Consider the following 24,008-nt stretch of genomic DNA (forward strand, 5'->3'; position numbering starts at 1 on the left):
GATCACGCCCTTGCGAGGCTCGATCCGGCATCCCGGAAGCGGGCGGTGAAGCTCACCCGGTGGTGCGGGCTGCGGCCCGAGGCCGTCAGGCCGGCGAGATGGGCGGCGGTGCCGTAGCCCGCATTGCGCTCCCAGGCATAGGCGGGATGGCGGGTCGCGAGCCGGCGCATGAGCGCGTCGCGGAGCGTCTTGGCGACGATGGAGGCGGCGGCGATCTGCGGCACCAGGCGGTCGCCGCCGACGATCGCCCGGCATTCCAGCGGGGCGAGGCCGGGGATGCGGTCGCGGCCGTCGACGCAGACCGGCGCATCGAGGCCGAGCTTCAGCACCGCCCGGCGCATGGCGTCGAGGGTGGCGGCACGCACGTTGATCGTGTCGACGAGGGCCCGCGAGCCCGCGGCGAGGGAGACGCGGGCATGCTCCCGGATCAGCGGGGTCAGGGCCTCCCGCGTCGCCTTGTCGAGGCGCTTGCTGTCGTCGAGCCGGGCGAGCAGGGCCTCCGGGAAGGCGGCGGGATCGAACCAGACCGCCGCCACCATCACCGGCCCGCACAGGGCCCCGCGGCCGACCTCGTCGCAGCCGATCACGGCGGGATAGGGGATGGCGGGATCGAAGGGTCGCATCGGGGACAGCATCACGGCGGGGAAGGCGGCCCGGCGGGGCCGCGTCACCGGCGCAGCGGTCGCAGAAACGGGGCGCCCGAGTCAAACGCCCGGGCGCGGGGGATCAAACCGTCTCGAGGAGCGCGGCCGGCGGCTCGAAGACCGGCAGATGGGCGCTGGCGATGTTCGAGAAGAACTGCCGCGCGCTCTCGGCCCAGCTGTAATGCAGGGCCTCTTCCCGGCAGCGCGCCCGCGGCACCTGAAGCGCCCCCAGCGCCGCCGCGCGCAGGTCGTGGTCGAGCACGCCGGCCCCGCCCTCCCCGATCACGTCGAGGGGACCGGTAACGGGATAGGCCGCCACCGGCAGCCCGGAGGCCAGGGCCTCCAGCAGCACGATGCCGAAGGTATCGGTGAGGCTCGGGAACACGAACACGTCCGCCGCCGCGTAGACGTCCGCCAGAGCCTGCCCCGTCAGGGCGCCGAGGAAGCGGGCGCCGGAGCCCAAGGCCTCGAGCCGGGCGCGGTCCGGCCCCTCCCCCACCACGACCTTGGTGCCGGGCAGGTCGAGGCCGAGGAAGGCCTCGATGTTCTTCTCCACCGCGAGCCGGCCGACGAACAGGAAGAGCGGCCGCGGCAGGCCGTCGAGCGCGTGGCTCTCGTGCGGGCGGAACAGCTCGGTGTCGACGCCCCGGGTCCAGCGCATCAGGTTGACGAAGCCGCGCCCGCGCAGCTCCCGCTCCAGGGAGGGCGTGCTCACCATCGTGCCCGTGGCGGCGGCGTGGAAGCGGCGGAGCCAGGCATAGCTCCAGGCCTCCGGCACGGGAGCCCGGGCGGCGAGGTATTCGGGGAAGCGCGTGTGGTAGCTCGTCGTGAAGGGCCGGTTGCGGGCGAGACAGGCCCGGCGCACCGCGAGCCCGATCGGCCCCTCCGTGGCAATATGGACATGGCTCGGCGACAGCCGCGGCCAGCGCGCCTCCACGCCGAGGCGGGTCGCGAGCGACAGCCGGATCTCGGCATAGCCCGGCATCGGCACCGAGGCGAAGTCCAGCGGCGAGAGCAGCACCGGCTCGAAGCCGTGCGCGGGCGCGGCCTCCACCATGTGCTCCAGCGAGCGCACCACCCCGTTGACCTGCGGATGCCACGCATCGGTGGCGATGAGCAGCCTCACGCGACGGCCCGCCGCCCTTGCGGGGCCACCGCCACCGTCTCCGCCACCTGGGCCGCCCGGGCGCGCAGGATCGAGGGGTAGTGCAGCACCTCCATGGTGCCGTCGTAATGCTCGACGATACCGGTGCAGGATTCCACCCAGTCGCCGGTGTTCAGATAGGTGAGCCCGGAAATCTCGCGTTTGGCGGCATGGTGGATGTGGCCGCAGATCACGCCGTCCGCGTTCTGGCGGCGGGCCTCCTCGGCGAGCAGCGTCTCGAAGCTGGAGATGAAGTTGACCGCGTTCTTCACCTTCAGCTTCGCCCAGGCCGAGAGCGACCAATAGGCGAGCCCGAGGCGCCGGCGGACCTTGTTCAGGAGGGTGTTGAGGGTGAGCGCGGCGGTGTAGGCGCCGTCACCGAGATGGGCGAGCCACTTCGAGTGGCGCACCACCATGTCGAACTGGTCGCCGTGGATCACGAGATAGCGCTTGCCGTCGGCGGCGACGTGGATGCGGCTGTCGGCGATCTCGATGCCGCCGAAGGTCGTGCCCAGGAAGTCGCGCAGGAACTCGTCGTGGTTGCCCGGCACGTAGACGATATGCGTGCCCTTGCGGACCTTGCGCAGCAGCTTCTGCACCACGTCGTTATGGGCCTGCGGCCAGTACCAGCCCGAGCGGAGCTGCCAGCCGTCGACGATGTCGCCGACGAGATAGATCGTGTCGGCGTCGTAGTCGCGCAGGAAGTCGAGCAGCAGGCCCGCCTGGCAGCCCTTGGTGCCCAGATGCATGTCGGACAGGAAGAGAGTCCGCACCCGGGTGGTCTTTTCGGGATCCTCGGCCAAGTCAGCCTCCGGCATTATCCTCGCCGGGAGCCAAAACCGAAGCCGATCTCAGTTTGATGACGGCCCGCGCGCCGGGCCTCCGCGTGCTATTGTGCAGGCGCCGCGAAGCACTTGGCACACCGAAATTTTTTTCTCGGCCCGTTCAGTTTTTTGAGCTTTTCCCTGTCCGGCAATCGGGGCATGGTCCAGGCCAAGGTGACCCGCCGGGCATGATTGTGCCCGGAGCCTTCGGGCGGTCTACCGGGATCATCGACCACAGGAAGGACGTGTCCCATGGCGGTCGGAACGCGGGTTCACGCGTCTTCGACTCGATCGGCCATCCGCCTCGCGCCGCTGTGGCACGACCCGGAACGGTGGCCGGCGCCGGGACATCCCACCCTCCCGATGGCAGAGGCGGCGGGCGCGATCCCCGCGCATCCCTGCGCCCAGGCGATCGCATGGGCGCGGCGGTCTCGCTTCTGCCAAGGTCGAGACGCCCGTATGGCGGGCCACCGGACCGGGGCGGGCGCGATCCCCTCCGGGCCGGACAGAAGAAAATCCGCGGCGGGCGCCCGGCGCCCCGCCGTTCCACACGAGGCGTGGGCGCTTCCCGGCGCTCCCGCCGCTTCATTCAGGTAACTCGGAGGAAACACCATGGCGGCAACGAGACGGCCGGGGCGCAACCATCTGTTCGTGCCCGGCCCGACCAACATCCCGGACCGCGTCATGCGCGCGATGCTGGTGCAGTCCGAGGATCACCGCTCCGTCGACTTCCCGTCGCTGACGAAGCCGCTCTTCGAGGACACCAAGAAGGTGTTCGGCTCCACCGAGGGCACGATCTTCCTGTTCCCCGCCTCCGGCACGGGCATCTGGGAATCCGCGCTGACCAACACCCTCGCCCGCGGCGACAAGGTCCTGACCGCCCGCTACGGCCAGTTCAGCCACCTCTGGATCGACATGGCGCAGCGCCTCGGCCTCGACGTCATCGTCCAGGAGGAGGAGTGGGGCACCGGCGCGCATCCCGAGAAGATCGAGGAGGCCCTGCGCGCCGACAAGAACCACGAGATCAAGGCCGTCATGGTGGTCCATAACGAGACCGCGACCGGCGTGACCTCCGACATCGGCGCCGTGCGCAAGGCGATCGACGCCGCCGGCCACCCGGCCCTGCTCTTCGTCGATGGCGTGTCCTCGATCGGCTCGCTGCCGTTCTACGCCGACGAGTGGAAGGTCGACTGCGCCATCGCCGGCTCCCAGAAGGGCCTGATGCTCCCCGCCGGCCTCGGCGTGATTTGCGTCAGCCAGAAGGCGCTCAAGGCCGCCGAGGGCTCCTCGGGCCGCAACGACCGGCTCGCCCGCGTCTACTTCGACTGGGAAGACCACAAGAAGCAGAACGGCGCCGGCTACTTCCCCTACACCCCGCCGCTGCCGCTGCTCTACGGCCTGCGCGAGGCGCTCGCCTGCCTGTTCGAGGAAGGCCTGGAGAACGTCTATCACCGCCACGCGGTGCTCGGCGAGGCCACCCGCCAGGCCGTCGCGGCCTGGGGTCTGAAGACCTGCGCCAAGGACCCGCGCTGGAACTCGGACACCGTCACCGCCATCCTGGTGCCGGAGGGCTTCGACGCCGCCAAGGTCATCAAGCACGCCTTCGTGCGCTACAACCTCGCCCTCGGCGCCGGCCTGTCCCAGGTCGCGGGCAAGGTGTTCCGCATCGGCCATGTCGGTGACCTGAACGAGCTCTCGCTGCTCGGCGCGATCGCCGGCGCCGAGATGTCGCTCCTCGACAACGGCATCAAGGTCACCCCCGGCTCCGGCGTGGCGGCGGCCTCCAGCTACCTGCGCGAGCACCCGCTCTCCAAGTCGTAAGACCGTGTCGCGGAACCGGCGCCGGGCTTGCCAGCCCGGCGCCGGTTCCGTCACCCAGGGAGCAAGGTCGGCGGATCACGCCAGCGCCGACCGTCCGGAAGGCAGGGGTCCAAGATGACGAAAAAAGTCGTGTTCCTCGACCGCGAGTCGCTCGATGCGACGGTTCGCGCATTCAATTTCCCGCACGAATACAAGGAATACGAGTCGACCTGGACGCCGGAGGAGATCGTCGAGCGCCTGAAGGGCGCCGAGATCGCGATCATCAACAAGGTGCCCATGCGGGCCGACACGCTGAAGCAGCTCCCGGACCTCAAGCTGATCGCAGTCGCCGCCACCGGCACGGACGTCGTCGACAAGGCCGCCGCCAAGGCGCAGGGCATCACGACCGTCAACATCCGCGGCTACGCCTTCAACACCGTGCCCGAGCACGTGGTCGGCCTGATGTTCGCCCTGCGCCGGGCGATCGTGCCCTACGCCAATTCCGTGCGCCGGGGCGATTGGAACAAGTCGACCCAGTTCTGCTATTTCGACTACCCGATCTACGACATCGCCGGCTCGACGCTCGGCATCATCGGCTACGGGGCGCTGGGCAAGTCGATCGCCAAGCGCGCGGAAGCGCTCGGCATGAAGGTGCTGGCCTACGACGTGTTCCCGCAGGAGGGCCTCGTCGATTTCGAGACGATCCTGACCCAGTCGGACGTCATCACCCTGCACGTGCCGCTCACCCCCGACACCAAGAACCTGATCGGGGCCGAAGAGCTCAAGAAGATGAAGAAGTCGGCGATCCTCATCAACACGGCCCGCGGCGGGCTCGTGGACGAGGCGGCCCTGCTCGAGGCGCTCAAGGACGGCACCATCGCCGGCGCCGGCTTCGACGTGGTGGCCCAGGAGCCGCCCAAGAACGGCAACATCCTCTGCGAGGCCGATCTGCCGAACCTGATCGTCACCCCGCACGTGGCCTGGGCGAGCAAGGAGGCGATGCAGATCCTCGCCGATCAGCTCGTCGACAACATCGAGGCCTTCGTCGCGGGCAAGCCGCAGAACGTCGTCGAGCCGTAAGCAGCCGTCCGCGAGGCGGTCCGCGAAGAACGAAAAGACATCCCGGGGCGAGGGCGGCCGGCGCGCGAGAGCGCCGGACGTCTCTCCATGGAAACGCGCCGCGCCCGATTCAGCGCGGCCAAGAAGCAGCCAGAGGCACCATGACCAAGAAGCTTCTCTTCCTGTTCGACACCGATGCGGTCCCGAGCGTGTTCGACACGGTGGTCGGCTATGACGGCGGCGCCGACCACATCACCGGCTACGGCAACGTGACCACGGAGAACGTAGGCGCGCTAGTCGACGGCACGATCTACACCCGCGGCGGCTCCGAGAAGAAGTCGACGGCGATCTTCGTCGGCGGCGGCAACATGGCGGCCGGCGAGGCGGTGTTCGAGGCGGTCAAGAAGCGCTTCTTCGGCCCGTTCCGCGTCTCGGCGATGCTCGATTCCAACGGCTCGAACACCACCGCGGCGGCGGGCGTGGCCCTCGCCGTGAAGGCGGCCGGCGGCTCCGTGAAGGGCAAGAAGGCCGTGGTGCTCGCCGGCACCGGCCCGGTCGGCATGCGCTCGGCGGCCCTGCTCGCCCGGGAAGGCGCCGAGGTGATCATCGCCGCCCGCCAGCTCGACCGCGCCCAGGCCGCGGCGGACAACGTCAACAAGCGCTTCGGCGTGAACGTGACGGCCGCCGCCACCCCGGACGAGGCCTCCCGCGTCGCCCTGGTGAAGGGCCAGAACCTGATCTTCTCCGCCGGCGCCATCGGCATCGAGCTTCTGCCCGAATCCGGCTGGAAGGACGAGGCCTCCATCGAGATCGTGGCCGACTACAACGCCCAGCCCCCCCTCGGCTTCGGCGGCATCGACGCCATGGACAAGGGCAAGGAGCGCCACGGCAAGCTCACCTTCGGGGCGCTCGGCATCGGCGGCCTCAAGCTCAAGCTGCACCGCGCCTGCGTGGCCAAGCTGTTCGAATCCACCGAGGGCGTGTTCGACGCGGAGAACATCTACGCCCTCGCCAAGGAAATGGCCTGAGCCATGGCCGCCAACGCGACGATCGAAACGTTCCTCGACGGGCTGGCGAGCTCGGCCCCGACCCCCGGCGGCGGCGGTGCCGCCGCCATCTCCGGCGCCATGGGCGCCGCCCTCGTGTCGATGGTATGCAACCTCACCATCGGCAAGAAGAAGTACGTCGAGGTCGAGGCCGAGCTGAAGCAGGTCCTCGAGAAGTCCGAGGCCCTGCGCAAGACGCTCACCGGCATGATCGCCGACGACGTCGAGGCCTTCGACGCGGTGATGGGGGCCTACGGCCTGCCCAAGACCACCGACGAGGAGAAGGCGGCCCGTTCGGCCAAGATCCAGGAAGCCCTCAAGACCGCGACCGACGTGCCGCTGGCCTGCTGCCGCGTCTGCCGCCAGGTGATCGACCTCGCCGAGATCGTCGCCGAGAAGGGCAACCTCAACGTGATCTCGGATGCGGGCGTCGCCGTCCTCTCCGCCTTCGCCGGGCTGCGCTCGGCGGCGCTGAACGTCTACGTCAACGCCAAGGGCCTCGAGGATCGCGCCTTCGCCGAGGAACGGCTGAAGGAGCTCGAATCCCTTTTGGGCGAGGCGGCCGCGCTCAACGAGCGCGTCTACGAGGTGGTGAAGAACAAGGTGAACTGAGCGGGGGCGCTCTTCACCCACGGATCCCGGGTCCGCCCGGGATCCGCAGCAAGGCCCGTTCGAGGAGCGGTCGCACAGCCCCCTCAGGTCTCTCCCAAGAGAGGGAGGACATGCCGCCGAAGACCGAGAAGGTCCGGCAAAGGGCATTCGAAAGGCCGCTAAGTATCTGGCCTGCAGGCAAATTGAAGCACAACAAAAGAAAAAATTTAAGCGCGGCCGACTTCCCGTAAATTCGATTTTACGCGAAGGTGCGCCCGAGGAAACGCGAAGGAGAACTTCGATGGACGTTCACGAATACCAAGCAAAAGAATTGCTTGCGAGCTTCGGCGTCGCCGTCCCGAAGGGCGCCGTGGCTTTCAGCCCGGACCAGGCGGTCTATGCCGCGACCGAACTCGGCGGCTCGTTCTGGGCGGTGAAGGCGCAGATCCATGCCGGCGCCCGCGGCAAGGCGGGCGGCATCAAGCTGTGCCGCACCTACAACGAGGTCCGTGACGCCGCCCGCGACCTGCTGGGCAAGCGTCTCGTGACGATCCAGACCGGCCCCGAGGGCAAGCCGGTGCAGCGCGTCTATGTCGAGACCGCCGATCCCTTCGAGCGCGAGCTCTATCTCGGCTACGTGCTGGACCGGAAGGCCGAGCGCGTGCGCGTCATCGCCTCCCAGCGCGGCGGCATGGACATCGAGGAGATCGCGGCCAAGGAGCCGGAGGCCCTGATCCAGGTCGTGGTCGAGCCGGCGGTCGGCCTGCAGCAGTTCCAGGCCCGCGAGATCGCCTTCCAGCTCGGCCTGAACATCAAGCAGGTCTCGGCCGCGGTGAAGACGATCATGAACGCCTACCGGGCGTTCCGCGACTGCGACGGCACCATGCTGGAGATCAACCCGCTGGTCGTCACCAAGGACGACCGGGTGCTGGCGCTCGACGCCAAGATGTCCTTCGACGACAATGCCATGTTCCGCCGCCGCAACATCGCGGACATGCACGACCCGTCCCAGGGCGATCCGCGCGAGGCCCAGGCCGCCGAGCACAACCTCAGCTACATTGGCCTCGACGGCGAGATCGGCTGCATCGTCAACGGCGCCGGCCTGGCCATGGCCACCATGGACATGATCAAGCACGCGGGCGGCGAGCCGGCGAACTTCCTGGACGTGGGTGGCGGCGCCTCCCCCGAGCGCGTCGCCACCGCCTTCCGCCTGGTCCTGTCGGACCGCAACGTGAAGGCGATCCTCGTCAACATCTTCGCCGGCATCAACCGCTGCGACTGGGTCGCGGAGGGCGTCGTGAAGGCGGCGCGGGAGGTGAAGATCGATGTGCCGCTGGTGGTGCGCCTCGCCGGCACGAACGTGGAGGCCGGCAAGCAGATCCTCGCCGAGAGCGGCCTCGACCTGATCACCGCCGACACCCTGTCGGAAGCCGCGAAGAAGGCCGTCGAGGCCTGCAACGGCGCCAAGCGCTAAGCCCGGGGAGGACACGCCATGAGCATTCTCATCGACGAGAAGACCCCGATCATCGTCCAGGGCATCACGGGCGACAAGGGCACCTTCCACGCCAAGGAAATGATCGCGTACGGCGCCAACGTCGTCGGCGGCGTCACCCCCGGCAAGGGCGGCAAGACCCATGTCGGCGTGCCGGTGTTCAACACCGTCAAGGACGCGGTGCGCGAGACCGGCGCCACCACCTCCATCACCTTCGTCGCCCCGCCCTTCGCCGCGGACGCGATCATGGAGGCGGCGGATGCGGGCCTGAAGCTGGTCTGCTCGATCACGGACGGCATCCCCGCCCAGGACATGATGCGCGTGAAGCGCTACCTGATGCGCTATCCCAAGGAACGGCGCACGATGGTGGTCGGCCCGAACTGCGCCGGCATCATCTCCCCCGGCAAGTCGATGCTCGGCATCATGCCCGGCCACATCTACCTGCCGGGCCGGGTCGGCGTGATCTCCCGCTCGGGCACGCTGGGCTACGAGGCCGCCGCGCAGATGAAGGCCCTCGGCATCGGCATCTCGACCTCCGTCGGCATCGGCGGCGACCCGATCAACGGCTCCTCCTTCCTCGACCATCTCGCCCTGTTCGAGAAGGATCCGGAGACCGAGGCCGTGCTGATGATCGGCGAGATCGGCGGCCCGCAGGAGGCCGAGGCCTCGGCCTGGATCAAGGAGAACTTCTCCAAGCCGGTGATCGGCTTCGTGGCCGGCCTCACGGCGCCGAAGGGCCGCCGCATGGGCCATGCCGGCGCCATCATCTCGGCCTCCGGCGACAGCGCCGCGGAGAAGGCGGAGATCATGCGCTCCTACGGCCTCACCGTGGCGCCCGATCCGGGCTCCTTCGGCGAGACCGTGGCCCAGGTGCTCAGGCGGGCGGCCTGACCGCCGCCGATCCCCTCCCCCGCAACGGGGGAGGGCTGCCCTCGCCGCGGCGAGGGTCCGGAGCGGGAGCGTCGCGCCCGGAGAGCACGGGGCCCGCCCCTCTTCCCCCCGCTCCGCGGGTCCCCTCCCCCGCCGAAGGGGGAGGTCATGCGCTGCGCTCGCCGCGAGCCGCGCGCCCATTCGAAATCCAAGGGAGGTCGCCCACGATGCCCGCCACGCTGCATGCGGTGCCTGCGGCCGTCGCCGACAGCACCTTCGCACCGCCCGTCATCACGGGAACGTCGTCGAAGGAAGCCCTCGACATCCTGTTCCATGCCCTGCTCGACGTCGCGCGGCGGCACGAGCCGGAGCTGGAGGCCGTGCTGCACGGCACCGCCGACATCTCGAACTTCACCCCGCAGATGCTCGCCCGGGCGCTGCAGGTGCAGGGGATCTGGTTCCAGCTGCTCTCCATCGCCGAGCAGAACGCGGCCATGCGCCGGCGCCGGCATGTGGAGCGCGATTCCGGCCGCGAGGCCCTGCGCGGCTCCTTCGCCAAGGTGCTGGCCGAGGCCGCGCAGAGCGGCATCAAGGCCCCGCAGATCCATGCCCTGCTCAAGGACCTGCGCATCCGCCCGACGATCACCGCCCATCCCACCGAGGGCAAGCGCGTCACGGTGCTGGAGAAGCTGCGCCGGATCTACCTCGTCCTGCGCGAACTGGAGCTGCCGCGCTGGACCGAGCGCGAGCGCAACGGCCTGATGAACGACCTGCGCGACCAGATCGAGCTGGTCTGGATGACGGGCGAGCTGCATCTGGAGAAGGCCACCGTCGAGCGCGAAGTCGCCTGGGGGCTGCACTTCTTCGACGAGACCCTGTTCGAGATGCTGCCCGAGGTGATGTACTCCCTCGAGGAGAGCCTCGCGCAATACTATCCCGACGAGACCTTCGAGGTGCCGCCCTTCTTCCAGTTCGGAAGCTGGATCGGCGGCGACCGCGACGGCAATCCCTACGTCACCGCGAGCGTCACCCGCGAGACTCTGAAGCGCAACGCGCTGGCCTCGCTGCGCCGCTACCGCGACGGCATCACCCATCTCGGCCGGGTGCTCTCCCTGACCGAGCGCTCGCTGCCCGTGCCGGAAAGCTTCCGCAAGGAGCTCGCCCTGCTCCTCGACGAGAGCGGCGACGGCAAGGCCATCGCCAACCGCAATCCGGGCGAGGCCTTCCGCCAGTATCTCACCTGCGTGCTGCGCAAGCTCGAAGCCACGATCCAGCGCAACAAGGGCCAGCGCTCCGCGGGGCCGGACTATCCGAGCGCCGACGGGCTCATCAACGACCTGCGGGTGCTGGAGCAGGGGCTCACCGATTCCAAGTGCCCCTCGCTCGCCGTCGACCTCGTGCGGCCGGTGCGGCGCATGGTGGAGATCTTCCGCTTCTCCACGGTCCGCCTCGACCTGCGCGAGAACTCGACCCGCACCACCAACACGCTGCAGGCCCTCTGGAAGCAGCGCAACGGCGAGCGGACCCCGCCCGAGCTGAACACGCCGGCCTGGCGCGAATGGCTGCTGACGGAGCTCGCCCGCCCGCGGGACCCGGAACGCTCCTTCGAGGGCCTGCCGGACGATGCCCGCGAGACCCTCGACACCTTCGCCCTCGTCGGCGAGATGCGCGAACAGCTCGACCGGGAGGCCTTCGGCGCCTTCATCCTGTCGATGACCCGCTCGGTCGACGACGTGCTCGGCGCCTATCTGCTCGCCAAGGAGGCGGGCATCTTCCTCGACAGCACCGGCACCGAGATCTGTCCGCTGCCGATCGTGCCGCTCTTCGAGACCATCGACGACCTGCGCGCCGCGCCCGCCATCATGAAGGAGCTGCTCGCGGTTCCGGTGGTGCGCCGCTCCACCCGCTGGCAGGGCGGCGTGCAGGAGGTGATGATCGGCTATTCGGACTCCAACAAGGACGGCGGCTTCGTCGCCTCCAACTGGGAGCTCTACAAGGCCCAGGCGCGGCTGACCGCGCTCGGCAAGCATGCCGGCGTGCCGATCGCCTTCTTCCACGGCCGCGGCGGCTCGGTGAGCCGCGGCGGCGTGCCGACCCAGCGCGGTATCGCGGCCCAGCCCCCCGGCTCGATCAACGGGCGCTTCCGCATCACCGAGCAGGGCGAGGTCGTCTCGTTCAAATACGCCAACCGCGGCACCGCGGCCTACCAGATGGAGCTGCTGGCCTCCTCGGTGTTCGAGCACGCCCTCCAGTCGGAGCGGGAGGCGAGCACGCAGTCGCGCAGCGAGTACGACGATGCCATGGAAGCGCTCTCGGGCGCCTCGCGGGCGGCCTATGTCAACCTGCTGCAGGCGGACGGCCTCGTCGACTACTTCCAGTCGGCGAGCCCGCTGGACGAGATCGCCCTGCTCAATATCGGCTCGCGCCCGGCCCGCCGCTTCGGCGCCCGCTCGCTCTCGGATCTGCGCGCGATTCCCTGGGTGTTCGCCTGGTCGCAGAACCGGCACGTCATCACCGGCTGGTACGGCGTCGGCTCGGGGCTCAAGAGCTTCCTCGACGTGCGCGGGGAGCAGGGCGAGGAATTGCTGCGCCGCCTGTTCCGCGACTGCAAGGTCTTCCGCCTCGTCCTGGACGAGGTCGAGAAGACCCTGCTGATGGTCGATCTCGACATCGCCCGCGACTACGCCAAGCTTGTCGCCGACCCCGAGATCCGCACCCGCATCTTCGGGATGATCGAGGCGGAATACGCCCTCACGAAGGAGATGGTGCTGCGCATCAGCGGCGACGACGAGCTCGCCGCCCGCTTCCCGCAATTCCGCGAGCGGCTGACCGGCCGCCTGCCGACCATCAATCAGGTCAGCCGCGAGCAGGTGGAGCTGCTGCGCCGCTTCCGCTCGGAGGAGGACGACGACAAGCGCGAGGCCGTGAAGTCGGCCCTGCTCCTGTCGATCAACTGCATCGCGGTCGGCTTCGGCGCGACCGGCTGAGGGAAGGGCCGGCCCCGGCCCTCCCGCGAAAGGATCGTGCCGTTCTGTCGCCCGGGGCGGTAGACGCGGCGCGCCAAACGGAGACAGTGGGCGCCATTCGGGCCGAACGGCCCGGCAGCCGCCTTCACGGTTTAGAGGAGGAAAGAACACATGAGCTTCACCCTGATCCAGCAGGCCGAGCCGCGCCTGCACCGGTCCGAGCTGGCGGTCCCGGGCTCCAACCCGACCTTCATGGAGAAGTCGGCCTCATCCGCGGCCGACGTGATCTTCCTCGACCTCGAGGACGCCGTCGCCCCCGACGACAAGGAGAAGGCCCGCACGAACATCATCCAGGCGCTCAACGACCTGGATTGGGGCAACAAGACCATGATGATCCGCATCAACGGTCTCGACACCCACTACATGTACCGCGACGTGGTCGACATCGTTGAGGCCTGCCCGCGCCTCGACATGATCCTCATCCCCAAGGTCGGCGTGCCGCAGGACGTCTACGCGATCGACGTGCTCGTCACCCAGATCGAGCAGGCCAAGAAGCGCGAGAAGAAGATCGGCTTCGAGGTGCTGATCGAGACCGCCCTGGGCATGGCCAATGTCGAGGCGATCGCCCAGTCCTCCAAGCGCCTCGAGGCGATGTCCTTCGGCGTGGCCGACTACGCCGCCTCCACCCGCGCCCGCTCCACCGTGATCGGCGGCGTGAACCCCGACTTCTCGGTGCTCACCGACAAGGACGAGGCCGGCAACCGCCAGACCCACTGGCAGGACCCGTGGCTGTTCGCCCAGAACCGGATGCTGGTGGCCTGCCGCGCCTATGGCCTGCGCCCGATCGACGGCCCCTTCGGCGACTTCTCGGATCCGGACGGCTACCGCTCGGCGGCCAAGCGCTGCGCCGCCCTCGGCTTCGAGGGCAAGTGGGCGATCCACCCCTCGCAGATCGAGCTCGCCAACGAGGTCTTCACCCCCTCCGAAGCCGAGGTGAAGAAGGCCCGCCGCATCCTCGAGGCCATGGAAGAGGCCGCCAAGGCCGGCCGCGGCGCCGTCTCGCTGGACGGCCGCCTGATCGACATCGCCTCGATCCGCATGGCCGAGGCCCTGATCCAGAAGGCCGACGCGATGAGCGCCAAGTAATCGAGAGCCAAGTGATCGCAGGCCAAGCGATCGAAAGATCCGCGATCGGCTGACGCGATCGTAGACGACAAGCGGCCGCCCCGGAGCGATCCGGGGCGGCCGTTTCGTTTCGGGCCCGCGCGTTCCGTCCCTGCGGGGCTGCCCTACGCCGCCCGCACCGTCGCCAGGAAGCGGCCCACCTCGGCGCTGAGATGCTCCGATTGCTGCGACAGCTCGGAAGCGGCGCTGAGCACCTGGGCGGCGGCGGCGCCGGTCTCCTCGGCGGCGCTGGCCAGCCCGCCGACATTGCCCGTCACCTCCGCCGTGCCGGCCGCGGCCTCGGCGACGTTGCGCACGATCTCCTGCGTCGCCACGCCCTGCTCCTCCACGGCGGCGGCGATCGAGCCCGCCGCGTGGCTGAGCTCGCGGATGCGTCCCGAGATCGCCGCGATGGCCGAGACCGCCTGATCGGTCGAACCCTGGATCTGCGCGATCTGGCTGGCGATCTCCTTGGTCGCCGCCGCGGTCTGGCTGGCGAGCTCCTTCACCTCCGCCGCGACCACCGAGAAGCCGCGGCCGGCCTCGCCCGCGCGGGCGGCCTCGATGGTGGCGTTCAGCGCCAGAAGGTTGGTCTGGCCGGCAATCTGCGAGATCATCTCTACCACGTCGCCGATCCGGCCGGCGGCTTGGCTGAGGTCGCGGACCAGGGTGCCGGTGCTCTCCGCCTCGCCGACCGCGGCCTGGGCGAGGCCCGTGGAGCCGTCGACCTGCCGGCCGATCTCCTGCACCGAGGCGCCGAGCTGCTCGGCCGCGGCGGCGACCGTGGTGACGTTGCTCGAAGCGGTCTGCGCGGCCGCGGCGACCACGGTCGATTGCGAGGCCGTCTCCGTCGCGGTGCCGGCCATGCTCTGGGCGGTCGCCTGCATCTGCGTCGCCGCGGCGGTCACGCTGGCCACGATGCTGCCCACCGCCCGCTCGAAGCCGTCGGCCATCTCACGCATGGTGCGCTTGCGCTGCTCTTCGGCGCTCTGGCGGGCGAGCTCGGTCTCCCGCTCCAGGGCCCGCGAGCGGATCAGGTTGTCCTTGAACACGCCGACCGCCCCGGCCATGGCGCCGATCTCGTCGCCACGTCCGGTGGCGGGGACGACGACGTCCGCGTCGCCGGAGGCGAGGCGGTCCATGGTCGCGGTGATCTGCTTGACCGGGCGGGTGACGCTGCGGTTGACGAAGAGAGCCGCACCGGCCGCCACCAGCATGGCGAGGCCGACCATGGCCAGCGTCGCGAGATGCGCGGTGTCGTACGCGCTCGCCGCATGCTCGCCGCTCGCCTTGGCCATCTGATCGTTGAGGTCGATCAGCTTCTGAAGCTCGGCGAGCACGGCGCTGATCCCGGTCGACATGGTGGTGTTGTAGAGGTGCTGGGCGCCGACGAGGTCACCCGCCTCGGCCCGGGCGATCGCTTCCGCCTGGAGGGCGGTGTAGCGCCGCCACTGGCCCTCGAAGGCCTCGTAGAGGCGCGCGGCCTCCTCCGTGTGCGGCTGCGCGAGGAAGGCCTCCTGCAGCGCGGCCATCTCGCGGGCACGCTTCTCGATCACACCCGCCACCTCATGGCGCAGGGCCGGGGTGTCCGCAGTGATGAGCCGGCCCCCGTTGACACGCTGGCGCAGCACCAGGACCTGGATCTTGCCGAGGGTCTGGGTCGCCGGGAGGCGCGTGTCGCGCAGGTCGCGCGCGGCCGCGTTGAGGGTGTCGAGGCCGTGGAGCGACGTGCCGCCCTGGACAGCGACGAGCAGGAACAGCAGGGCGAAGCAGAGGCCGAGTTTGAATCCGACGGAGAAGGTGCGGGGCATCCAGATCTTCCGAAAGGCTTGCGCGAGGCGTTGGCCGATCTGACCTCCGATATGGACGTTAACTTTCCAAAAATTCCGCGACTTGCCCTTGCCTGTTGCCGTGCACCGCCCAGGAGAACCTTCGTGTGATCAGGCACAAGCGCGTGACAGCCAAGCGTTGCTGAAACCCAGCCGAGAACCATTTCAAGGGTTCGGCCTCAACCGGGCCAGGTCCAAGGAGCCAGCATCATGCATGTGACCATCGAGCACGCCGAGACCGCCATCCGCGCGGCCCGGGAGAAGGCGGCCGAACTCGGCACGCAGATGTGCATCGCCATCGTGGATTCGGGCGGCAACCTGAAAGCGTTCTACCGGATGGACGGGGCCTGGGTCGGCTCCATCGACATCGCCCAGAAGAAGGCCAAGACCGCGGTGTTCTTCGGCATGAAGACGGGTCAGATCGGCCAGCTCTCGCAGCCGGGCGGCTCCCTCTACGGGATCGAGCACTCGAATGACGGGCTCATCACCTTCCCGGGCGGCATCCCGATCGTCGACGAGGACGGCGAGATGTCCGGCGCCATCGGCGTCAGCGGCTCCACGGTGGAGAACGACCACGCCGTCGCCGAGGCCGGCGCCAGCGCCATCGGCCGCACGGAGCTGCCCGAGCATCCCTGGCGCACCTGAGCGCCCTCTCCTTCCTTCAAGGCTGCCCCGGCTCGACCGGGGCAGCCCCCCTCCCTGAACCTAGCGCGCAGCGAGATCGCCGAAGCCGAGATCGGAGAGCGTGTAGGAGATCTGGGCGAAGCCGCCGTAGCGATCCGTCTCGAAGCGCATCGGGCTCGGTGGCGTGTTGGGGAACGGGAACTGCGAGTGGCCGCGGTCGGCCTGCATCTTCCAGTAGCGGGCGCCGATACCGACCGCGACCGACGGGGTCAGATCGTAGCTGATCACGCCCTGCAGGAAGTAGCCGTCCCCCGAGCCGACCATCGCCATGGGGTTGATGTCGGATCGCTGCCAATGCCGATCGTAGGCCTCTATCTCGGCGACCGGGAGATAGGCGCCTTCGAGGACGAACTTGACACGGTCGAGGCGCATCTCCCCGATCAGGCCGACCCGGAACGCGTTCCAATGCGCGTCCACGCTCAGCCCGCTGACGGAATCGGGAATGCCCCTGTCCTCGGCGCAGAATTCGCCGCTGGCGACCTGGTTGCAACCGAAGCCGTTCGCTAGCTGCGCGAAGTATTGGTAGCCGAGATAGCCGCCGAGCTTGTAACTTTCTCCGCGGAGCAAGTTGAGGCCGGCATCGACCACCGCGTAACCGATATCGCCATTGCGGATGCCGCTCACCGTTTTCGAATAAGGGACGGTACCCGGCGGGTAGTCCTCGTCGATGAGGCTTCCCGAATCGATGAATCCCGCGCCGAGGAAGCCCTTGAGGAACAGCCCGGTCGGCGTGTGGTCGAGACGGGCGAAACTCTCGCTCGAATGCGCCCCGAGACGCTGGTAAGTCAGCCGGGAATTGGTCTGCGCGCCGTTGCCGGGAGCGCCGAGCGTGTCGCGAAACAGGCCTGAACTGTAGAAATAGCGCAGGCCGGCCTCGAACGTCCATGTCGCCGGGGACATCGGGACAGAGGGCGCGGGATCCGAGACCGCGCGGACGAGGTCGAGGAGCGGCAGGCCGTCGCCGAAGCGGTAGTTCAGGCCGGCACGGGCGAGATAGCCACTGGTTTCGACCCTCGCGCCGTAGCGATACGGACTTTGGCCGAAGATCTGGTCAGCGGGCAGGCTGCGCGCGCCGAGATCGTAGTAGAGGCCCTCGACCTTGGCCGACAGACGCTGGCTGAAGGCGTATTCGATGCCGCCACCGGCGACGTAGCCGGTCCGGAGCTCACCCTTGCGGCCTTCGAAATCCACCGAGAAGGACGGCGTCAGCGGGAACGCCGTGTTCGTGTCGATCCGAACATTGCCATAGGCGAGGCCGCCGGTGCCGTAGACGAAGAACCGGTCGAAGGCGTAGCCGATCTTGCCGCGCAGGGTTCCCAGGAAGTCGAGACGCTGCCCAGCATGGTGGATGACGGTCCTCGTCTCACCTGTCTCGGGTATCGTAAAATAGCCCTGCAACGTGCCGTACCCGCGTAGCCGCGTGAACTGGTAATCCGCCGCCGCGCCGATCACGACGCCGTTCCCTGGCGTGAGCGGGAAATTGTAGCCGATCTCGCTGCCGGCGGTGAAATCCTCGACACGGAGCTTATGGGCCGGGAGGATCAAGCAGTTCGGGGCCTCGGGATCGGCAGGCTTCGAACACATCGGACGCGCCGCATTGTCCAGGGAGCCGTAGCCGGCGAAAAGGCCGCTATAGACCCCGGCGAAGCTGTAGGGCGCCGCGGAGCTCGGCGGCGGCAGATCGGCCGCAAACGCACTCCCCATGAGACCGACAAGCGTGACTGCGGCAAGAGAAACGCGCACGGAAGCCCCCCAGAAAGATTTACATATGTTACTTCTGAGTGGTGCCTCCGGCCTATGTCCCGGATGCAACACGCGCCCTTTTGCAGGCGCGGACGCACCTCATGGCACCGCGCGGCTCCACGTCAAAAGCGGTGCCGGTGGAAGGGCGCTCGACGGAGAGCGAACGATCCCGCACCGGCGCGGCAGGGCCGGGAAAACCCCCGGTTAAGCATGAGGGCCTATCACGGGCCTCACGCCATCCCGGTTCAGAAAGGAGCGCCGATGACCAGGGATCAACTCGCCGCGGAGCTGAAGCGCATGGCCTCCTCGCAGGTCAGCGATATCGAGCGCGCGGTGAAGGCTGGCCACAAGACCATCGCCCTCAACGAGCTCGCGGATCTCGACCGCCAGCTCAAGGCGCTGGCCGCCGCGCTTAAGGCGAAGCCCGCCGTCGCGCGGGCCTCCTGAAAGACGAAACCCCTCCCCGATCCGGGGAGGGGCTTGTTCTCACCGCCGGCGCCGGGTCGAGCCCGTGGGCAGCGTCTGGGCCTGGGCCAGCGCTTCGGCCCTGTCCGCCTCGCTCGCGCTGGACCAAGCCTTGTCGTAGAGGTCGACGATCCAGCTGTCCTTGGCGCCCTGCACGCCGGCCCGCGCCACGGTGAGCCAGGTGAGGCCCTTCACCGGCTGGCGCGCCACGCCGACTCCATTGACGAGAAGGTCACCGAGGAGCGCCTGGGCCGGGCGGTTGCCCTTCTCCGCCGCGAGGTTGAACCAGCGCGCCGCCTGCCGGGCATCCTGCTCGACGCCGGTGCCGTCGAGATAGAGCCGGCCGAGGCTGTACTGCGCGTTGGGATCCCCGAAATACGAGGCCGCGTAGTTGAACATGTCGTAGGCCCGCTCGGGGTTCGAACGCACATAGGTGCCCTTGATCCCGTCGAGGAAGTAGGAGCCCAGCGCCGTGAAGGCGCTCGCCACCACCGCCGAGTTCGCCGCCTCCGGCGGGTCGTCGGTGTTGTCGTCGGCGATGCGCGAGAAGTACTCGAAGGCCTTCAGGTCGTCGTGGGGAACGCCGTCGCCGTCCGCATACATGCGGCCGAGCTTCCACAGGGCCAGGGTGTGGCCCTGGCCGGCGGCGTATTCGAGGGCGCGCACGGCGCCTTCCTTGTCGCCGGCATTGTATTCCCGCACGCCCGTGCGCAGGGCGTCCTTGGCCGAGCGGTAGCCTTTCTCCGGCACCGGGGTACGCGCCGATGCGTCGAGAGCGGGCGCCGGTTCGGGCGTCAGCAGGGTCAGGCCGGCGGGGAGCGCCAGCAGCGCGGCGAGCAGGGCCGCAGCGAGGCGGGGACGACCGGGATCGGCCCCGGCCGGCCGAAGCCGGCAAGAGTCAGTCCTAGATGTCCGCATAGGTCTGCGTCTCCTGGGCGCTGCCCGGATGAGTGACCGCACCGTTGACCGCGGGTCCCACGGTCTGCGCGTATTTCCAGAGATAGCCGGAGGTCGCGGTGTTGCTCCGCGGCGTCCATTCGGCGCGGCGCTTAGCGAGTTCCGCATCGGAAAGGGCCACGTCGAGGCTGCCCTTGATCGCGTCGAGGGTGATCACGTCGCCGTCGCGGAGCAGGCCGATCGGACCGCCGACCGCCGCCTCCGGCCCGACATGGCCGACGCAGAAGCCGCGGGTCGCGCCGGAGAAGCGCCCATCGGTGATCAGCGCCACCTTGTCGCCCATGCCCTGCCCGTACAGGGCGGCGGTGGTCGAAAGCATCTCGCGCATGCCGGGGCCACCCTTCGGACCCTCGTAGCGGATGACCAGAACCTCGCCTTCCTTGTAGGTGCGCTTCTGCACCGCCTCGAAGCAGGCCTCCTCCCCGTCGAAGACGCGGGCCGGACCGGTGAAGACCTGTTTCTCGGCCGGCATGCCGGCGACCTTCACGATGGCACCTTCGGGAGCGAGATTGCCCTTGAGGCCGACGACGCCCCCGGTCGGGGTGATCGGCGCGTTGGCGGGGCGCACCACGTCCTGATCCGGGTTCCAGGCCACCTTCTCGAGGTTCTCGGCGATGGTGCGGCCGGTCACGGTGAGGCAGTCGCCGTGCAGGAAGCCGTTGTCGAGCAGCGTCTTCATCAGCAGCGGGATGCCGCCGACCTCGAACATGTCCTTGGCGACGTAGCGCCCGCCCGGCTTCAGGTCGGCGATGTAGGGCGTGCGCCGAAAAATCTCGGCCACGTCGAACAGCGTGAACTCGATGCCGCATTCATGGGCGATGGCCGGCAGGTGCAGGGCGGCATTGGTCGAGCCGCCCGAGGCCGCCACCGTCGCCGCCGCGTTCTCCAGGGCCTTGCGGGTGACGATGTCGCGGGGGCGGATGTTCTTGGCGATGAGCTCCATCACCTTCTCGCCGGCTGCGGCGCAGAACTTGTCGCGGATCTCGTAGGGCGCCGGGGCGCCGGCCGAATAGGGCAGAGCCAGGCCGATCGCCTCGGAGACGGTCGCCATGGTGTTGGCGGTGAACTGCGCGCCACAGGCGCCGGCCGAGGGGCAGGCGACCTGCTCCAGCTCGTCGAGATCCTCGAGGCTCATGTCGCCGACCGCGACCTTGCCGACGGCCTCGAACAGGTCCTGCACGGTCACGGGCTTGCCGCGGAAGGAGCCGGGCAGGATCGAGCCGCCATAGATGAAGATCGAGGGCACGTTGAGCCGCACCATCGCCATCATCATGCCGGGCAGCGACTTATCGCAGCCGGCGAGCCCCACCAGGGCATCGTAGGCATGGCCGCGCATGGTCAGCTCGACGGAATCGGCGATGACCTCGCGGGAGGGCAGCGACGCGCGCATGCCGGCATGGCCCATGGCGATGCCGTCGGTAACGGTGATGGTGCAGAACTCGCGCGGCGTGCCGTGGGCGGCGGCCACGCCCTTCTTCACCGCCTGGGCCTGGCGCATCAGCGAGATGTTGCAGGGGGCGGCCTCGTTCCAGCAGGAGGCCACGCCGACCAGCGGCTGGTGGATCTGCTCGCGGGTCAGCCCCATGGCATAGAGGTAGGAGCGGTGCGGCGCCCGGTCGGACCCCTCCGTGACGTGACGGCTCGGCAGTTTCGACTTGTCGTTCAAACGCGCGTCCATCTGACTCTCACCCGACCCGTCCGCTTGAGGCGCACGAGGGTCCTCGCTGTTCCGACCCGGCAGGCTGGAACGCTTCGGATCCAAGTCGTAAAGCGTTGGGAAGACTGCTCTTTGCCGCGTGTATCGAGGTGGTCCCGGTTTATGGCGGGATCGCGGCGTGGACGGGCACAGCTCAAGGCAAAGTCGGGAAGGTTTCGCGGTGTTGCGACCCCGCCACAGCTTAGCTTACGGCCCGCGACGACTCTGCCGCAGGGGCATGGGAAAAGGTCTCGCGCCGATCTCGCATGGTGCGGTGCGGTCGTTGATCTGACAAGGATTCATCCGGCCTCCGGGGAGGTCGGCGCCTGCGCCCGTCAGGGCGTGATCTGCCGGATGTGCTCGCCGAGGGAAGCGAGCGCCCGTTCCGCCGACTCGATCTCCCGGCGGACGGTGATCGCCTCGCGATGGTCGATATGGCCGTCCTGCAGGGCGTCGTCGATGGCCTCGATCACGTCGGCCGCCTCGATGATCATCCGGTGGGAGGCCCGGTAGATCGCCTCCCGGCTCGCCTGGGTGACCGGATCCGGCTCGACCCGCTCGGCGGCGACGAAGCGGGTGCCGCGCAGGAGACAGCTGACGAGCCGCGGATCGGGCACCACGCTGATCAGGCGGCAGATCTCGTCGGCGCTGAACACCACGCGGTTGCTCACCCGGGCATGGAGCACGTGGTAGTCCCAGCCCAGACGGCGGGCGGTGTCGTGAAGCGAGTAGATCCCCTCCGTGACCAGGATGCGGTGCGCGAGCTGCGCGAATTCTTCGCCGCGGCTGCTCATCGGGCGAACGATCCACCGGCACCCCGGCGAATGATCCCCGGAGGAAGATTTGTGCGGGATCGCGGCACAATTGAAAAACGCCAGGAATATGACACGGTCTCGATTGTCATTCGCGCCATGGCCTTATCGTTTATGACGAGAATTGATTGCTTCAATTGAGACGAAGCGCGGAGATTTTCCGCACTCGATCATGTCCATGAACGTGTGAGCATCCCCGCACCCTTCGTCCTTCCGCCCGCTGGCGGAAACGAAAACCCACCCCGGGATCGACAGTACGGGTTCGCAAACAGATCCGCGATTGCTTTCAGCGTTCTACGCACGCATTTGCACAGGCCGCGACGGGCGGCCCGCGACGCATCGGAACGCGGCGGCTCGGCCCGAAACCCGGGCATGCGGCTGCGGAGCCTCCCGCCGCGCGGCGAAGGCCGTGTCCGTCGATCGCCGCCGGAAGAGCCGGCGCGCTCCCGCGGGATCTCAGTAGGAAGAGGAGAAGCTTCGGTGCCGCGTACCGACGGACTTGTAGTCGTCCGCAGCGACCTCGACCTGCGCGGAGGAGGCCGCGGTCTTCGACGCGAGCTTGCCGATCCGTTCGATCCGCACACCGGCTAGGTTGGACCGCCTCCAGGCGAGGCGGACGAGGCAGACGAAATCCCGGCCGACCACCTTCAGCATGAAGGTCTCGGGCAGGCTCACGGAAGCGGGCACGCCGAGGCAGGCCCCGGAGGGGGAGACATCCTTGACGGTGCAGGGGATCTCGCTGCCGTCGAGGAGACGGATCATGCCGATCCAGTTCGTCGGAGAACGCGATTCGCGGCGCTGAACATGCCCATTGGCGGCGGCCCCGGCTTGCGGGGCGCCGTCGAGCAGCAGCTGGCTGTTATCGTCCTTCACACCCAAGGCGCTCGGTTCCATCGCGACGTCGCGCACTCTGCCCTGGAAGCCTTTCGATTCGGTTGAATTGCGAAAACATTTTTTCGAAACACAACACAATCCTCCACGGAGGGCGGAGGAGAATTTTCATTCCAGATCCAGCCAGAAAATCTCGTCAGGCGACACAATTTGAACGTACGATTTCAATCTTAAATTTGAAATGATGGGGACATCTTCCGGCAGGAAGCATGCATTACGCATTTTTCTGCAAATCACCAAAGAACTTCTAAGATTTTTCCGATAAAATTTTTCATCATTCCGGCCGCCGGATTTGGCACTATTATGCAATTCACTGATCGGAAGGCAAACACCCGCCGCATCATATCACATCTGTCAATCGCCATGAGCCGGAACACGGACGCACGACCTTCGGTGCATCTCCGGCCCATCGTCGGTCCCATGACCGCGCCTCGTCTCGATCCGGAACAGCCGCGCGGCAGGGGACGCGCTTCCGCGGAACGCGTATGAGCCCTGCGAGGCAAGCGGGCCCGTTCCCGCGACCGTGAGGAGCCCCCGTGCCACGCTTCGCCGCCAACCTGACGCTGATGTTTCAGGAGGTGCCGTTCCTCGACCGTTTCGCCGCAGCCGCGCGCGCCGGCTTCGAGGCGGTGGAGTTCCTGTTTCCCTACGCGCACCCGCCGGAGGCCATCGCCGCGCGGCTCGCCGAGAACAGTCTGACGCTCGCCCTGTTCAACCTGCCGCCGGGGGATTGGGAAGCCGGGGAGCGCGGCCTCGCCGCTCTGCCCGGCCGCCGCGCCGCCTTCCGCGAGAGCCTGCGCACCGGGCTCGCCTATGCCCGCGCCACCGGGGCCCGGCGTCTCCACCTGATGGCGGGTCTGGCCGATCCGGCGGATCCGGAGGCCCTGGGGGCCTACCGGGACGCCTTGCGCGAAGCCGCCCGCTTCCTCGCGCCCGAGGGCCTCGACCTGATGATCGAGCCGATCAACCGGCGCAGCATGCCGGGCTATTTCCTGAGCGACGTGGATGCCGCGGCCGCCCTGATCGAGGAGCTCGCCCTCCCGAACCTGCGGCTGCAGTTCGACCTGTTCCACTGCCAGATCCTGCACGGGGACGTGACGGAGCGTCTGCGCCGGTACATGCCGCTGATCGGTCACATCCAGGTCGCCTCGGCTCCGGAGCGGCACGAGCCCGGCTCCGGCGAACTCGCCGAAGGCTTCCTGTTCGCGGAAATCGACCGCCTCGGCTATTCCGGCTTCATCGGCTGCGAATACGTTCCCGCCGGGCGAACCGAGGAAGGCCTCGGCTGGTTCGCACCCTATCGCCGGCGCACCCCCTGATTCGAGGCCGCT

General features: G+C 68.5%; 20 protein-coding genes. 11 read left to right on the plus strand and 9 right to left on the minus strand.

All coding sequences use genetic code 11. The features are described 5' to 3' along the window. Positions 1-2: 2 nt before the first annotated feature. The 3 genes from MMB17_RS01100 to MMB17_RS01110 all read right to left on the minus strand — a co-directional run bounded on the left by MMB17_RS01100 (position 3) and on the right by MMB17_RS01110 (position 2,591). Positions 3-635 (minus strand): ribonuclease HII, encoded by a 633-nt coding sequence (locus MMB17_RS01100; RefSeq protein WP_238310171.1) that lies wholly within the window; start codon positions 633-635, stop codon positions 3-5. A gap of 91 nt (positions 636-726) precedes the next feature. Further along, on the minus strand, positions 727-1,770 hold the full coding sequence (locus tag MMB17_RS01105) for a glycosyltransferase family 4 protein (protein WP_241100772.1): 1,044 nt from the start codon (positions 1,768-1,770) through the stop codon (positions 727-729). Then, positions 1,767-2,591 (minus strand): UDP-2,3-diacylglucosamine diphosphatase, encoded by an 825-nt coding sequence (locus MMB17_RS01110; RefSeq protein ID WP_241100773.1) that lies wholly within the window; start codon positions 2,589-2,591, stop codon positions 1,767-1,769. The genes MMB17_RS01105 and MMB17_RS01110 overlap by 4 nt, the downstream gene beginning before the upstream one ends. A gap of 633 nt (positions 2,592-3,224) precedes the next feature. Here MMB17_RS01110 and MMB17_RS01115 point away from each other — a divergent pair. The 8 genes from MMB17_RS01115 (at position 3,225) to MMB17_RS01150 (ending at position 13,582) form a co-directional block, all read left to right on the plus strand. Next, a complete protein-coding gene (locus MMB17_RS01115; RefSeq protein WP_238309712.1) occupies positions 3,225-4,433 on the plus strand; it encodes an aminotransferase class V-fold PLP-dependent enzyme in 1,209 nt (402 codons plus the stop codon). A gap of 114 nt (positions 4,434-4,547) precedes the next feature. Continuing rightward, positions 4,548-5,492: a D-2-hydroxyacid dehydrogenase gene (locus tag MMB17_RS01120; protein WP_238309711.1), complete on the plus strand. Its 945-nt coding sequence runs from the start codon at positions 4,548-4,550 to the stop codon at positions 5,490-5,492. A 140-nt stretch (positions 5,493-5,632) separates the two neighbouring features. Continuing rightward, positions 5,633-6,499: an NADP-dependent methylenetetrahydromethanopterin/methylenetetrahydrofolate dehydrogenase gene (locus MMB17_RS01125; RefSeq protein ID WP_238309710.1), complete on the plus strand. Its 867-nt coding sequence runs from the start codon at positions 5,633-5,635 to the stop codon at positions 6,497-6,499. Positions 6,500-6,502: 3 nt separating this feature from the next. Then, entirely contained in the window at positions 6,503-7,129 is a 627-nt protein-coding gene (gene fchA, locus MMB17_RS01130; RefSeq protein ID WP_241100774.1) for a methenyltetrahydrofolate cyclohydrolase, read from the plus strand. A 280-nt stretch (positions 7,130-7,409) separates the two neighbouring features. Further along, positions 7,410-8,582 (plus strand): malate--CoA ligase subunit beta, encoded by a 1,173-nt coding sequence (locus MMB17_RS01135; protein ID WP_238309707.1) that lies wholly within the window; start codon positions 7,410-7,412, stop codon positions 8,580-8,582. Between the two features lie 18 nt (positions 8,583-8,600). Beyond that, positions 8,601-9,491 carry a succinate--CoA ligase subunit alpha gene (gene sucD, locus MMB17_RS01140; protein WP_241100775.1) on the plus strand — a complete coding sequence of 297 codons (891 nt, stop codon included), beginning with the start codon at positions 8,601-8,603 and terminating at the stop codon, positions 9,489-9,491. 206 nt (positions 9,492-9,697) lie between these two features. Beyond that, complete coding sequence (locus MMB17_RS01145) at positions 9,698-12,457, plus strand: phosphoenolpyruvate carboxylase (protein ID WP_241100776.1); 2,760 nt, start codon at positions 9,698-9,700, stop codon at positions 12,455-12,457. Between the two features lie 150 nt (positions 12,458-12,607). Then, complete coding sequence (locus MMB17_RS01150) at positions 12,608-13,582, plus strand: HpcH/HpaI aldolase/citrate lyase family protein (RefSeq protein WP_238309704.1); 975 nt, start codon at positions 12,608-12,610, stop codon at positions 13,580-13,582. Between the two features lie 143 nt (positions 13,583-13,725). On the opposite strand, the gene MMB17_RS01155 is transcribed toward MMB17_RS01150, so the two are convergent. Then, entirely contained in the window at positions 13,726-15,411 is a 1,686-nt protein-coding gene (locus MMB17_RS01155) for a methyl-accepting chemotaxis protein (RefSeq protein ID WP_241100777.1), read from the minus strand. Between the two features lie 228 nt (positions 15,412-15,639). Between MMB17_RS01155 and MMB17_RS01160 the strand changes: the two genes are divergently transcribed. Next, positions 15,640-16,074: a GlcG/HbpS family heme-binding protein gene (locus tag MMB17_RS01160; protein ID WP_238309702.1), complete on the plus strand. Its 435-nt coding sequence runs from the start codon at positions 15,640-15,642 to the stop codon at positions 16,072-16,074. A 60-nt stretch (positions 16,075-16,134) separates the two neighbouring features. On the opposite strand, the gene MMB17_RS01165 is transcribed toward MMB17_RS01160, so the two are convergent. After that, positions 16,135-17,928, minus strand: coding sequence for an outer membrane beta-barrel protein (locus tag MMB17_RS01165; protein ID WP_241100778.1), 1,794 nt, complete (start codon positions 17,926-17,928; stop codon positions 16,135-16,137). Between the two features lie 189 nt (positions 17,929-18,117). Between MMB17_RS01165 and MMB17_RS01170 the strand changes: the two genes are divergently transcribed. Beyond that, the gene (locus MMB17_RS01170; protein ID WP_238309700.1) at positions 18,118-18,303 is read left to right on the plus strand and encodes a hypothetical protein; all 186 of its coding nucleotides are present in this window, start codon (positions 18,118-18,120) and stop codon (positions 18,301-18,303) included. A 39-nt stretch (positions 18,304-18,342) separates the two neighbouring features. Here the strand turns inward: MMB17_RS01170 and MMB17_RS01175 are convergent, their stop codons facing one another. From MMB17_RS01175 to MMB17_RS01190, 4 genes are all read right to left on the minus strand, one after another. Continuing rightward, positions 18,343-19,239 carry a tetratricopeptide repeat protein gene (locus MMB17_RS01175; RefSeq protein ID WP_241100779.1) on the minus strand — a complete coding sequence of 299 codons (897 nt, stop codon included), beginning with the start codon at positions 19,237-19,239 and terminating at the stop codon, positions 18,343-18,345. After that, positions 19,226-20,956 (minus strand): dihydroxy-acid dehydratase, encoded by a 1,731-nt coding sequence (ilvD, locus tag MMB17_RS01180; protein ID WP_241100780.1) that lies wholly within the window; start codon positions 20,954-20,956, stop codon positions 19,226-19,228. The genes MMB17_RS01175 and ilvD overlap by 14 nt, the downstream gene beginning before the upstream one ends. Before the next feature lie 353 nt (positions 20,957-21,309). Further along, a complete protein-coding gene (locus MMB17_RS01185; protein WP_238309697.1) occupies positions 21,310-21,768 on the minus strand; it encodes a phage regulatory CII family protein in 459 nt (152 codons plus the stop codon). A 474-nt stretch (positions 21,769-22,242) separates the two neighbouring features. Further along, a complete protein-coding gene (locus MMB17_RS01190; RefSeq protein ID WP_238309696.1) occupies positions 22,243-22,659 on the minus strand; it encodes a PilZ domain-containing protein in 417 nt (138 codons plus the stop codon). 554 nt (positions 22,660-23,213) lie between these two features. Between MMB17_RS01190 and otnI the strand changes: the two genes are divergently transcribed. Then, entirely contained in the window at positions 23,214-23,996 is a 783-nt protein-coding gene (otnI, locus tag MMB17_RS01195) for a 2-oxo-tetronate isomerase (RefSeq protein ID WP_238309695.1), read from the plus strand. The last annotated feature ends 12 nt before the right edge of the window (positions 23,997-24,008 follow it).

The organism is Methylobacterium organophilum (assembly GCF_022533465.1).
In the GTDB taxonomy this organism is placed as follows: domain Bacteria; phylum Pseudomonadota; class Alphaproteobacteria; order Rhizobiales; family Beijerinckiaceae; genus Methylobacterium; species Methylobacterium organophilum.